The organism is Flavobacterium coralii (assembly GCF_019891545.1).
In the GTDB taxonomy this organism is placed as follows: domain Bacteria; phylum Bacteroidota; class Bacteroidia; order Flavobacteriales; family Flavobacteriaceae; genus Flavobacterium; species Flavobacterium coralii.
This window is the reverse complement of sequence record NZ_JAHDIU010000002.1, coordinates 364,222-377,143: the sequence shown is the minus strand read 5'-3', so window position 1 is coordinate 377,143 and position 12,922 is coordinate 364,222. Positions and strand designations below refer to the sequence as shown.

15 protein-coding genes are annotated in these 12,922 nt (G+C 40.1%); 10 read left to right on the top strand and 5 right to left on the bottom strand.

The genetic code is table 11. The features are described from left to right. The first annotated feature begins 4 nt into the window (after positions 1 to 4). From KJK34_RS04510 to KJK34_RS04470, 9 genes are all read left to right on the top strand, one after another. Positions 5 to 916, top strand: a complete 912-nt coding sequence (locus KJK34_RS04510) for a tetratricopeptide repeat protein (RefSeq protein ID WP_223052660.1) — start codon at positions 5 to 7, stop codon at positions 914 to 916. A 17-nt stretch (positions 917 to 933) separates the two neighbouring features. Then, complete coding sequence (locus KJK34_RS04505; RefSeq protein ID WP_223052659.1) at positions 934 to 2,550, top strand: AMP-binding protein; 1,617 nt, start codon at positions 934 to 936, stop codon at positions 2,548 to 2,550. Beyond that, positions 2,550 to 2,972 (top strand): acyl-CoA thioesterase, encoded by a 423-nt coding sequence (locus KJK34_RS04500; RefSeq protein ID WP_223052658.1) that lies wholly within the window; start codon positions 2,550 to 2,552, stop codon positions 2,970 to 2,972. The genes KJK34_RS04505 and KJK34_RS04500 overlap by 1 nt, the downstream gene beginning before the upstream one ends. A gap of 101 nt (positions 2,973 to 3,073) precedes the next feature. Continuing rightward, on the top strand, positions 3,074 to 4,057 hold the full coding sequence (locus KJK34_RS04495) for a carbon-nitrogen hydrolase family protein (protein WP_223052657.1): 984 nt from the start codon (positions 3,074 to 3,076) through the stop codon (positions 4,055 to 4,057). Positions 4,058 to 4,085: 28 nt separating this feature from the next. Continuing rightward, the gene (locus KJK34_RS04490) at positions 4,086 to 4,502 is read left to right on the top strand and encodes a hypothetical protein (RefSeq protein WP_223052656.1); all 417 of its coding nucleotides are present in this window, start codon (positions 4,086 to 4,088) and stop codon (positions 4,500 to 4,502) included. Beyond that, positions 4,483 to 5,580, top strand: a complete 1,098-nt coding sequence (locus KJK34_RS04485; RefSeq protein ID WP_223052655.1) for a cupin domain-containing protein — start codon at positions 4,483 to 4,485, stop codon at positions 5,578 to 5,580. Before KJK34_RS04490 ends, KJK34_RS04485 begins: the two co-directional genes overlap by 20 nt. A gap of 42 nt (positions 5,581 to 5,622) precedes the next feature. Continuing rightward, positions 5,623 to 6,531, top strand: a complete 909-nt coding sequence (locus KJK34_RS04480; RefSeq protein ID WP_223052654.1) for a leucine-rich repeat domain-containing protein — start codon at positions 5,623 to 5,625, stop codon at positions 6,529 to 6,531. Positions 6,532 to 6,586: 55 nt separating this feature from the next. Beyond that, the gene (locus KJK34_RS04475; RefSeq protein WP_223052653.1) at positions 6,587 to 7,507 is read left to right on the top strand and encodes a fumarylacetoacetate hydrolase family protein; all 921 of its coding nucleotides are present in this window, start codon (positions 6,587 to 6,589) and stop codon (positions 7,505 to 7,507) included. Between the two features lie 105 nt (positions 7,508 to 7,612). Continuing rightward, the gene (locus KJK34_RS04470; RefSeq protein WP_317196863.1) at positions 7,613 to 8,362 is read left to right on the top strand and encodes a maleate cis-trans isomerase family protein; all 750 of its coding nucleotides are present in this window, start codon (positions 7,613 to 7,615) and stop codon (positions 8,360 to 8,362) included. Here the strand turns inward: KJK34_RS04470 and KJK34_RS04465 are convergent. The 4 genes from KJK34_RS04465 to KJK34_RS04450 form a co-directional block, all read right to left on the bottom strand. Next, positions 8,312 to 8,974 (bottom strand): zinc-dependent metalloprotease family protein, encoded by a 663-nt coding sequence (locus tag KJK34_RS04465; RefSeq protein ID WP_223052652.1) that lies wholly within the window; start codon positions 8,972 to 8,974, stop codon positions 8,312 to 8,314. The genes KJK34_RS04470 and KJK34_RS04465 overlap by 51 nt on opposite strands. 19 nt (positions 8,975 to 8,993) lie before the next feature. Then, complete coding sequence (locus KJK34_RS04460; protein WP_223052651.1) at positions 8,994 to 9,950, bottom strand: transglutaminase domain-containing protein; 957 nt, start codon at positions 9,948 to 9,950, stop codon at positions 8,994 to 8,996. A 365-nt stretch (positions 9,951 to 10,315) separates the two neighbouring features. Continuing rightward, positions 10,316 to 11,005, bottom strand: a complete 690-nt coding sequence (locus tag KJK34_RS04455; protein WP_223052650.1) for a TIGR02117 family protein — start codon at positions 11,003 to 11,005, stop codon at positions 10,316 to 10,318. Beyond that, the gene (locus KJK34_RS04450; protein ID WP_223052649.1) at positions 10,986 to 11,528 is read right to left on the bottom strand and encodes an NADPH-dependent FMN reductase; all 543 of its coding nucleotides are present in this window, start codon (positions 11,526 to 11,528) and stop codon (positions 10,986 to 10,988) included. The genes KJK34_RS04455 and KJK34_RS04450 overlap by 20 nt, the downstream gene beginning before the upstream one ends. A 54-nt stretch (positions 11,529 to 11,582) precedes the next feature. Here KJK34_RS04450 and KJK34_RS04445 point away from each other — a divergent pair, with 54 nt between their 5' ends. Further along, a complete protein-coding gene (locus KJK34_RS04445; protein ID WP_223052648.1) occupies positions 11,583 to 12,149 on the top strand; it encodes a hypothetical protein in 567 nt (188 codons plus the stop codon). A 76-nt stretch (positions 12,150 to 12,225) separates the two neighbouring features. Here the strand turns inward: KJK34_RS04445 and KJK34_RS04440 are convergent, their stop codons facing one another. Then, on the bottom strand, positions 12,226 to 12,861 hold the full coding sequence (locus KJK34_RS04440) for a hypothetical protein (RefSeq protein WP_223052647.1): 636 nt from the start codon (positions 12,859 to 12,861) through the stop codon (positions 12,226 to 12,228). Positions 12,862 to 12,922 lie beyond the last annotated feature (61 nt).

The following is a 12,922-nucleotide window of genomic DNA, read 5'->3' as shown; positions in this document are numbered from 1 at the left end:
AATCATGCGATATCTAATCTTAATCTATATAGTATTTGTTTTGCAATCTTGTAAAGCTCAAGACAATGATGAAGACATTGCGCTTTTTAGCAAAGGAATAGCTCTATATGAACTTCAGAGTGATGGTTTTGACTTAAATATTGACAATGATTCAACTTTTAAACAAATAATAAAGTTAAGAAAAAATGTCTTGAACAAATCTCACGGGTACTTCTCGGAACTTATCAAAAAATACCCTAAGTCCAAATTATATTTTTATGCCCTCAACAATAAGGCTCAAATTGAATATGAGTTAGAGGAATATGACAGTGCCAGAGACACTTACATTGAAATTATAAATAGTAAAGCCAATGATAAGGAATCTTATAGTAGTGGTGGTTTTATGGGTGAATCCTATACCAATTATAAGAACAGGGCTTGTATACAATTGGCAAATATTGAACATGAAAATAAAAATTTTAAAGAAGCCATAAAATATCTTGACCTTACAAACAAATATCCCTATCAGCATTTTTGTGGTAACGCATATGCGTCAAGGGATATATACATGGCGCAGCAGTATGCTAAAAATTATTCAGCTTTAGGAGATACCGAAAAAACATTGAATTATCTTTTACCTTATGTTTTCCCTGATGGATTAGCTGACAACACAGAACTTGTAAATTTTACTGTAGAATTTCTTAAAAAAATATACGGAACAGAAAATATAAAAAGGATGTTTGCTGCCGCAAAACAAACTTTAAAATATAAAGAACCTAAAAATAAAAAGTCTTACGGCCAATATGCAATTACTTTTTTAGACAAAGAGATAATAGTTCCAGTACCTTATAGCGTATATGCAGAGGATTTAAATAATGAAATGAAAGAAATGTCTAAAGCAATCGATAACTCTTTAATAAGCCAACAACTTGAATAAAATAATTTCGTAAAATCATGAAACATTACGAAGATAATTTTGCGCACGACCACCTGCCACACCCTTCACTGATGGCAGAATGCTTTACCGGGCATGCCGACTTTGAATTCCCGGAAGACCTGAACTGTGTTGAGCGTTTGCTGGACAGACATATTACCGAAGGTAATGGCGATAAAATAGCAATACGCACTTTTGATACCTCGTGGACTTTTAATGATTTGTATAAAAAAGCAAACCAGATAGCCCATGTGCTGCGTGAAAATGTTGGTTTTGTCCCGGGTAACCGTGTGTTGATACGCTCTGCCAACAACCCGATGTATGTAGCCTGCTGGTTTGGGATACTTAAAGCGGGCGGTATTGTGGTGGCAACCATGCCGCTCTTGCGGGAAAAAGAATTAACGGTAATGGCAGATAGCGCACAGATATCTCACGCGTTGTGCGATTACAGGCTTATAGATGATTTAAAGTCAGTTACATCAGATTACTTAAATAAAATAATTGCTTTTGACGGCACAGGGCAAACCGAACAGGAACTGGAAAAACTAATGACAGGCAAGCCTGAAACCGTTACCAATTATCCATCAAAAGCAGATTCAGTTGCTATCATCGGCTTTACCAGTGGCACTACAGGTAAGCCAAAAATGACATCGCATTACCATAAAGATATATTGCTGATATGCGAAGCATTCCCTAAATACTCGCTTAACCCAACACCGGATGATATATTTACTGGAAGCCCGCCGCTTGGGTTTACCTTTGGGCTTGGCGGTTTGGTGCTGTTCCCGTTTTATTTCGGGGCATCAACCTTTTTAATAGAAAAACCTACACCTGACCTGCTTTTACAGGCAATTCAGGATTACAAAATAACCATTTGCTTTACTGCCCCAACCGCATGGCGGGTACTGACTACTAAAGTTGCGGATTACGATATTTCGTCGCTGCGTAAATGTGTATCGGCGGGAGAAACACTCCCTGAAAAAGTATGGGACGATTGGTATGAAGCCACAGGGCTAAAAATAATTGACGGCATAGGCTCTACCGAGATATTGCATATCTTTATCTCCAGCAACGAAGAAAACATGCGCAAAGGCGCTACAGGCAAGCCAATCCGCGGCTATGAGGCCAAGATAGTAGATGAAAATGGCAATGACGTTGCCAATGGTACAGAAGGCCGTTTGGCGGTTCGTGGCATCACAGGCTGTAAATACCTTGTGAGTGCTGAAAAACAAAAGGAATATGTGCAAAATGGCTGGAATATAACAGGCGATATCTTCCGAAAGGATGATGACGGTTATTTCTGGTTTGTGGCACGAGGCGATGATATGATTATTTCGGCAGGTTATAATATTTCAGCTATAGAAGTAGAAAGTGTGCTGCTTACACATGATGATATTGCAGAATGCGCCGTAGTAGGGCTTCCGGATGAGAACCGTGGCATGCTGGTTTGCGCATATATTGTGCTCAAAGAAAAAGACAAGGCACACGAAACCACCACCAAAGCCATACAGGACTGGTTTAAGGAAATGGCGGCGCCGTACAAATACCCGCGCGAGATACGCTATCTTGACAGCCTCCCAAAAACCGAAACGGGTAAAATACAAAGATTTAAATTAAAAAATATAGTACAGGCGTAATGAAAAACGCATTTATAAAAAAAGAAACCGTACGCTTTCAGCATGTAGATTATGCGGGGATTGTGTTTTACCCGCGCTTTTTGGAAATGCTGAATAATTTAGTGGAAGATTTTTATGCTGAGGCACTGAACCTGCCTTTTAAAAACCTGCACGAAACAGGCGGCATCCCTACTGTTGACCTTAAAGCGCAATTTAAAAAAGCGGCACGATTGGGTGATGAGCTTACCAAATACCTTTGGATAAAGAACCTGGGGGGTGCTTCTATGCATTGCGGGTTTAAGTTTGAGCACGAGGATGGCTCCGTTTGTCTGGAGGGTGATGTAACGCTGGTACGTGTGGATTTTTCAGACGACCGAAAGAGCATTAAAGCCAGCGCTTTTCCTGATGATATGCGTGCCAAGCTGGAAAAATATTTACTATAGCCTTCCATTCCGGGCGTAGCAGAGTAATCTTAGATCTCTCCATAAAGTAGAAATGGAAAAAATTTTAAAATTTAGAATTCAAAATTTAGAATTGTTTATAAATGGAATTACCAAAATTTAAAGCCGCAGCAGTACAGGCAGCACCTGTTTTCCTTAACGCGGATGCCACTACAGCTAAAGCCTGTTCTATAATAGCAGAGGCAGCCGGTAATGGCGCTTCTCTGGTAGCTTTCCCCGAAGTGTTTGTGGCAGGTTACCCTTACTGGAACTGGATCATGACTCCGGTGCAGGGCAGCGCATGGTATGAAAAACTCTATAAAAACTCAATAAATGTTCCCGGCCCTGAAACCGAAAGGCTCTGCGAAGCGGCAAGAGAGCACAACTGCCACATAGTTATTGGCGTTAACGAGCGTGGGCAAAGTTTTGGAGAAATATATAATACCAACCTCATAATCAACAATAAAGGCCAAATTATCGGTAAGCACCGTAAGCTGGTGCCTACTTGGGCTGAAAAACTCACGTGGACAGGAGGTGACGGTTCTTCATTAAAGGTATATAATACCGAGATAGGCCCTATTGGTACGCTGGCTTGCGGCGAAAACACCAACACGCTGGCACGTTACACACTGCTTACACAGGGCGAACTCATCCACATTGCGAATTATATTTCGCTGCCAGTTGCCCCGCCCGATTACAATATGGCAGAAGCTATTAAGATACGTGCAGCGGCACACTCATTTGAAGGTAAATTGTTTACTATCGTTTCGTGCTCTACTATCAGCAAAGAGATCATTGATATCATGAAGGAAGACGTGCCAAATGCGGAAGAGTTGCTTACGCGGAAAGATAGTGCGTTTTCAGGGTTTATTGGTCCTAACGGGGCCGTTATCGGCGAGCCGCTGATAGATGAAGAAGGCATTGTATATGCGGATATTGACCTTAGCAAATGCATACAGCCAAAGCAGATGCACGATATATTAGGGCACTATAACCGCTTTGATATCTTCGACCTGCGTGTAAATACAGCTCCGAAGAAAAACATTACCTTTACGGGTACTGGCGAGAATGATGAAAATAAGGCTTAAAGGCTTAACGATTGTAAGCCTGTTGATAATGGCAGGCGCACTTTGGCTGGTCAAGATAGAATTTGATTATGTAGAAATAAGAGATAATGGAACGCCTGTACAGGTTAATATAGTAGATGTCCCTGTAAAGTGTGGCAGCAGTTCCAGGAGTAGGTTCGATAAACCATATTTCCGATTTGACTATAAAGGAAAAACGTATGAAAAAAAGTTTTACGGACAGCACTGCGAAGATGTAAAACACGGAGGTAAATTGATGTTAAGAACAGATAATGAATTGTCAGTTTTTCTTTTTGAAGATGAACACATAGAATATAGCATAGCTTCTTTATTAGGTGTAGCATTAGTCTTATTTAGCTGTGCCATAGGATTCCAACTCCGAAAGAAGGATAGTAATATTAACCATAACAACTTGAAAATAAGAAAGTATGGAGGAAACGAAATATGACGACACGGTTTACGGACGTGCAAGGGTGCAAACCACGCCGGAACTGGAAGCCTATTACAAAGAACTTGAGAGCCTTGGTGCAGGTGCCTTATGGACTGTTGCCAACGATATAGAGCCCTGGGAGCCTAAACCTTCATCAGTACCAATGCTTTGGAAGTATGAAGACCTGCGCCATCTGGTATTGAAATCATCGGAACTGGTTACACCGGAACAGGCGGGCCGCCGTGTGGTATATCTTGTTAATGACAAACGCCGCGATGTAAGTGCTGCGGTGGGCTGGTTGTACACCGGCATACAAGTCACCCGCCCGGGAGAAAGTACTTCGGCACACAGGCACAAAGCCTCTGCCCTGCGTTTTATTATGGAAGGCGAAGGCGGTTACACCGTGGTTGATGGTAACAAAATAATGCTGGAAGTCAACGACTTTGTGATAACACCAAACAGCACCTGGCACGAGCATGGCGTGGAGGAAGGCGGCAAAACCTGCATTTGGCAGGATGGGTTGGATATTCCGCTTGTAAATGCGCTCGAAGCCAATGACTATGCTGTGTTTGATGGTAAGCAGCCGTTAGAAAAGCCGCTGAATTTCTCGCCTATGAGCTATAGTGGCGCGGGGTTAATACCCGCCGACCATGTTTGGGACAAGCCCTACTCTCCCCTTTTTAAGTATTCATGGAAACAGGTGTACCCCGCCCTGCAGCAAGCCGCAAAGGTTAATGAGGGTTCGCCTTATGATGGTATATTGATGCATTATACCAACCCCCTTACAGGCGGGCATGTAATGCAAACTATGGGTGCCAGCATGCAGATGCTCCGCCCAAGCGAGCATACCCTTGCACACAAGCATACAGGCTCATTCGTGTACCAGTGTGCAAAAGGTAAGGGCTACTCTATCATCGGCGGCAAGCGCTACGACTGGAAGGAACGCGATATTTTCTGTGTGCCATCGTGGGTGTACCATGAGCACGTAAATCTATCTGATACAGAAGATGCCTGCCTGTTCTCGTTTCACGACCTGCCGGTGATTACGTCACTGGGGTTGTACCAAGAGATGGAGCATCCTAATAAGTACCAATAAGTTCGGAGTTCACAGTGCAAATAGAAATAGTAAGCTCATACTATGAAGTTTAGATTTACGATTATAATTATATTTATTACAGTCATTACCGCTTTCGGGCAGGCGAAGAAGTGTTGTGACACTTTTGTATATGAAGGCTTTATTGAATCTGGTAAGAATTTAAAAAAAGAAATAAACCTTAATTTTTTAGTACTACTTGACTCAACTATGGTTGGCTCCTATTACTCTGATCCAAATTTGGGTTCGAAGAAATTAGTTGGCAAATTAAATAATGATTATACTTTTCACATAGTTGAACGTGAAAGCACAGACAGTATAACTGGATTTTTTGAAGGAACTTTAAATCCTGATTTTAAATTTGCTTCGGGAAAATGGATAGATGCTAAAAATGAAAAAAAATATGGTTTTGAGATAAGGCAAGTAATTGGAAAATCTTATTGGGACTATATTAAGAAAAACCGAGCACTGTTCGAATATACTGACATTGAAAAAGCTATTAGCGAAAAAGATAGCGTGCTAAGCATAGATTTAGCAAGTAAAGGCTTTGACAAACTACCTAAAAATCTATCAAAACTTAAAAATATAGTATCTATAAATCTTTTAGGGAATAAATTTGAAACTTTCCCAAGTGTTTTAAGCAAGCTTCATTCGCTTGATGAAATATCTTTGAGCTCAAATCAATTAAAAAATATAGGCTCGGAAATTGGAAAACTGAAGAATCTGAGGATACTAATTATGAATAATAATCAGTTAAAACAGCTGCCAAAAGAGATTGGAGAATTAACCAATTTACTTTACTTAGAAATTGGAAATAACCAGTTGACGAGTTTACCGGAAGAAATAAAGTATTTGACAAGTCTGCAAGAGCTTCACATTGAACGAAATAAATTGAGCGAATCTGAACGTGAAAAAATTAAAAAATTACTACCAAACTGCATTATACACTTCTAATAAATAAGTAATTACAATACAGAATAATATAACAACAAACAACATAACATTATAAATGAAATTAGTTACCTACCGAATAAACCATACCCCCGCACGCCTCGGATTTGTAGAAGGCGAAATGATTGTTGACGCAGAAAAGCTGGGACACATAAAGCAAAGCCCGCTTCCTGATAATATGATGGACTTTATCGATTTAGGCATAGAAGGTATAAACCATGCCATACAATTACTCAATACAGCTACTAAAGAAGAACTACTTGATTGCTCTATCCCTATGGGCAATGCCACATTGATGGCACCAATACCCAAACCACGTAAAAACATTTTTGGTATCGGGCTAAATTATACCGAGCACGTTGCCGAATCGGCACGTACACTTGATACTTCAAAAGAACTACCGCAGGAACCTGTGGTATTCTCTAAGCCAACATCTGCTGTAATTGGCCCGGAAGAGGATATCATCCATAACCAAAAAATCACTAAGCAACTGGACTATGAAGTAGAACTTGCTGTTATTATTGGCAAACGTGGTAAAAATGTGCCTAAAGAAGAAGCAATGGACTATGTGTATGGTTATACCATCATTAACGACATCAGCGCGCGCGACTGCCGCCGTGCCGGACAATGGATTGTTTCTAAAGGGCAGGATACTTTTGCGCCTATGGGGCCAGTATTGGTTACTAAGGCTGACATTGAAGATCCGCACAACCTGAACCTTTCGTTAAAACTTAATGGTGAACAAAGGCAGAGTTCCAACACAAAATATATGCTGTTTAATATCAATGACCTGATACACGACCTGAGTACGGTATTTACACTTGAACCGGGTGATATTATTGCAACAGGTACACCGGCAGGTGTAGGTGCAGGTATGACACCACAGTCGTTTATGTGGCCGGGAGATGTAGTAGAAGCTACTGTAGAAGGTATCGGTACGCTTAGAAACTATGTAGTGGACAGCGAGGCAGCTAATTAATTTGAAAATTAGTTGATTTGAAAATTTGAAAATGGATTTTTGAGACTGTAAGTAATAGGAATGGACTTTCCAACCTTAAACCTTAAACTTTAAACACCAAGATTAATGAAAAAATACCGCATAGGGCAAATTGTGCCAAGCTCCAATATAACTATGGAAACTGAAATACCTGCGCTTTTCAGGGCAAGGGAAACGGTTTCTCCTGAACGATTTACATTCCATTCCAGCCGAATGCGTATGAAGAAAGTGACCAAGGAAGAGCTGGAAGCAATGGATGCCCAAAGCCTTAAATGCGCACAGGAACTAAGCGATGCCCAAGTAGATGTTATGGGTTATGCCTGCCTTGTAGCGATTATGAGTATGGGGCGCGGCTACCATTGCGTGAGTGAAACTAACCTGCATGAAGAAACGGTAAAGAATGGTGCCCCTGCCCCTATTGTTACCAGTGCCGGGGCTCTGATTAATGGGTTAAAAGTACTCGGGGCAAAAAAGGTTGCGGTAATAACGCCCTACATGAAGCCTCTTACACAGCTTGTGGTAGATTATATTGAACACCAAGGGTTTGAGGTAGTAGATTCTATCGCGCTTGAAATACCGGATAACTTAGAGGTAGCGGCACAGGACCCTATGAACCTGCTTGAGATATACAAACGCCTCAATCTTGATGGGGTTGATGTGCTGGTTGCTTCTGCCTGCGTACAGATGCCTTCGCTTGAAGCTATTGATGCTATCGAAAAAGAGATTGGCATACCGGTAACCTCGGCTGCGGTTTGTACCACTTATGAAATGCTTAAAAAACTGGGCTTAGATACTAAAATACCTATGGGTGGCGCACTGCTCAGCGGGAAATATTAAGTTACTTTTACACGCTATACATAATTCCGGCTTCGCATTGTCTATTGTACTGATTTGCTCTACAGCGTCTGTCATTACGCATGATTTATCAGGGCAATGCGGAAGTCCGAAGTTATGGCCTAACTCATGTATAGCGACTTTTTTAAATCTGCCAAACTGTACCTCTTTATTTTTATGCTTTAACCGGAAATCGGAAACAATGCAACTGTTGCCGGGACGATAGGCCAGCCCCATGACACCAAAGTCATTATATTCCCATTCAGGAGATTTGATATTTCCGTTCTCATCCCGCTTGGTTACCGAAATATCTTTATCAGTAAGCCCCAAGATATAATCAACATCCGGCTGCATGTTACGCTCCTGTATAGCTATAAGGCTATCTGCCCTGTAACGAGGTGATTTTATGTTTACAAATGCTGACGAGGGAAATTCTGAATGAGGCAACACTTTTACCTTTACACCATAATAATCGGTAATAGCTTTGCTTACTAATGCAACTTTGCTGTCATCTATATTTTTATAAGGTATTATACCTATAACAGTTTCTTTTGTAACGGTTGTATTGTTACATGCAATTACAGTAAAAAATAATATAAACAACAGATATCTCATAAAATTACAGCTACTAAAACTATTTCACACTATACGCCACTACAGATTGTTTGTTCACAAATATAGTGAGTATTCCGCGTGTGGTACGGTCAAACAGTACATCAAACTCTCCTGTATCGGCAAATATTTTTGGCTCAACTTTTTTAGAGAACGGCGCCGAACTAAACTGATAAGCCACTTCATCAGTAGCTTTTAGCCCTTTTATCTTAAAAGTAAGTACTCCTTCATTTTTTGCTTTAAGCAAACCTTCATTGGGCTGTACTATATGGTAGCCCAAATCATAATATAATGGCTGCACTGCATAATCGCGCTCATTTTTAGTTGTTAGTAACCACTTTTTATCTTCAGGAAAGTGATTGATGAAAAACAGCTCCGGTTCGGTAAAAAAGTATTTGTCATCAAACCTGAAATCGAATTTTTTACTGCGTCCGGTAAAACCGCCTGCTCCCCAGGTAACATCAAGCAGCTTCCACTCCCCGTTTATCTTGACAGCGTTCCAGGCGTGGTTGCTTGGTGATGCAGGTTTACCAATATCTGAAGGGATTGATTTTGCGTTACCGCGCACAACCTCACATTCCATCCCCAATTTGCGGGCGGTGAGCGCATAAACCATACTGTAGCCGTGGCACACACCTTTCTTTCTCCTTAGCGTTTCTTCGGCAAGGTCGTTCTCTATTTCGGCAACCTTGGCAAGCCTTTCCGCTTCGGTGGTATAAGAATACCTTACCGGTTTGCGCCCAAGTGCGGCAGGCGACTCGTCAAAACTGATGTTATAGGCAATCCATGTAAAAAGGGCACGCGCACGTTCATCCTCACGCTGAAAGTCGGCAGCAATGCGCTCTGCAAGTTGTGCAGGGGTTTTATAAGAGGTGGGATAACTCTTTACCAGATTATCCACTTTAGTATAATCCTGTGCAGTTGCAGTATAGCAGGCAAACAAGAGCAGTATTTTGATTTTTAAGAATGTTGTTTTCATTCTTTATATAAAACCAAAATCCTGCCAAAATATGTTAATGGGATAAACACACATTTATAATAATCCTTGTTATGATATATAATACAGGTGAAAGTGCAATTATTAGGAGTAGATAGTCATATTTTTTTCTTTGTTTAACCATATCCACTATCAGAAGTATTGATGTAATAATGCTAAGTAATATTGAGGATAAAAGAAATAGCCAACCAACTAAAGCGAAAAAAATATAAATACTATTCCATGAAACAGAATATCTAAACTCATTACGTATACTAAAACAAATTAAAGTAATCCCATAAGTAAATGCAGGAATGAAAGTATTTCTGCGTATCTCGCTAAAAAAGTCACCGAGATGGTTAAAGAACCTATCTACCATAATGCCAAAGTATTCCTTTATCCGAAGTTGTCCATAAGGCAGCTTTTTGGTTGGCAGCTTTAAGGGCGTTGTTGGCCCAGGTGTTACAGGTATAAAACAGGTTATACTTTCTGTTGGCCTCATAAAAAGCATCATAGTCGCCATAGCAGTGCTGCCCTATTCGGCACACCTGGCGCTCTGCATTAAGGGCGAAACTTGACTCTATATAAGCCACCAAAGCGTCGTAATCATCTTTACTGATGCCAATCTTGACACAGTCCTTATCTTCCTGCATACTGCGATAAAACTTGGTGTGCATTGCCGATGTACCCAAATTAAAGGCAGCCTTAAATGCCGTGCTCGCCTTTAAATCGCTCCACTGCGGGGTGTGCAGGTAAAAGCCTTTGTCGCCCCAGCCGAACGCCACATATTTTACCAGCGTATCATTAGCGCGGGTATGGCTGAACAATATATCTTTGCTCCAGTCTTTTACTTCGTTTTTTATGGGAACCACAATATCGGTGTGCACACCGTTAGAATTAATGTAAATGGGAATTTCGCCCTGTGCCGTGGCATGGGTGTTGACAGGTATGGCAGAACAAACAAACACTGCCAATATGTAAAGCAATATGAAAGCAAACAGCCCAAGTAATAAGCGGGCTGTTATGCGTAGTATCTTTTTAAGAAGGCTCTTTGCCATAATCAAAGTTGCGGATAATATCCTTTAACGCTTCGTCGTGCTCTTTATTGGATATTTTACCCGCTTCCTTATCAAAATTCTCCTCGAACTGCGGTAGTGAGAATGTAACCCTGTAATTTCCGCCGTAGTGCTTAAGGCTTATCTTGGCAGCTTCGAGCGCATTCTTGCCTGCATATTTGCCGGGAGAGGTACTCATGAGCAGCATGGGGATGTTGTGCCATACCAGCTTGTGCTGGCGCGAGGCCCAGTCGTAAATGTTTTTGAAGGCTACCGTAAGCCCCGCGTTGTGTTCGGCGACAGAAAGCACTATAACATCGGCAGAAGCTATTTTATCAAGAAAGGCGCGGGCTATGGCGGGCTGCCCCAGTTCTTTTTCTTTATCTACGCTAAACAGCGGCAGCTCATAGTCGTTAAGGTCCAGCACCTCTACCTCCCCGCCTTCAAAAAGGCCTGCGGCATAGGTTGCCAAACGCTTGTTTATAGATTGCTTGCTGCTGCTTCCTGCTAATGCTATTATTTTCATAGTTAGTTTTTATGTGGTTGTTTTATAAAGATAGGGAATTTTGAAGAGGATGAAATGTTAAAGAAATTTAAAAAATTAATTACATTTGAAAAAAATAGTATGGATTTAAATTTAGCTGTATATAGTAATTGTATATTATCAACAATTAGTATTTACAAAGATTCAAAAATTATCCGAGAACGAAAGATAGATGATTTACATAGCTCTTTAGAAAGTAAATCAGAATGGACTGATGAGGAATTTAATTGGTTTACTCATTACGAATATCATTTTGAATGGCTTTTACTTCACTCACTTTTTATTACAAGTTTTTCTTATTTAGAGGGCTTTTTAAAATCTACATCAGAGGAACTTGAGAAAAATAATAGTATTAAATTAAAAGATATTAGAGAAGGAAAGGGGTATCTTGATAAGTATAGAATTTATTTAAATATTTTAGGATTGGAAAGTGCAGCTATTGACAATAAAAATTGGAGTAGTATTTTGAGTTTTAAAGATATTAGAAACTCCTTAATTCATGAATTTGGAAAAATTAAATATGATTCATCAAAAGTTATAGAGCATAACTTATATTTTGGTCCAAGTAAGAGAAGAATTAGAATTTTTGACGAAAATTTTTAGATGATTTCGCAAAAGTTGCCATTGAGTTTATGACAGATATAAGCAATGAAAAACTTCAAAAGTTTTAATTCTAAGATTAACCCCTAACCTTTTTATATTTCTGCTGCCAACTCATATTCATATCAAGTAATTGTTTAAACTCGTTTTTAGTTGGCTTTACCAGTACCCGGGTAGTGTCTTTACTAACAGCAACATCTTTAATAAATACTGATATATTTTTATAATCTTCAAGGCTTAAATGTTTCCAGCATAGCGAGTCCTTGCCCACAGCAAGTATATTCACTTTCCAAAATGTAGAATCCCTGTGGCTTAATATGAGCCTGCCTTTATAAAATTTGGCAATATGGGTGTCGGACAGGTTAAAAATAGAATCGCGCGTGAAGCCTGAAAGATATACCGAATCTTTTACCGTAACATCAAACCGTGAATACGGGTTATAGTACGTAATCTTACCATCTTTATAATGTGGGCTCTTAAATACAGAGTCTTTTTCAGATAATGGTAATGCAATATTTTGCTGATAATCAAGATAAATAGCGTTATCTGTTATGTTCAGTACTTCATCTTTACTTTGGCTGTAGCTGCCCCTGAACTGGGCTGGTATCGTTTTTAATGACCTGTCATTTACCGGCTGTGGCTCGTCAAAATAATAATCAACAGAAGCATATTCGCCTGCTGCATTTTCTTTGCATGAAATAAATAAAAATGCCATGAAGAGAACAACATACCTAAATATCATATGCACGATTTTCTCCAAATATAAAAACAAATCC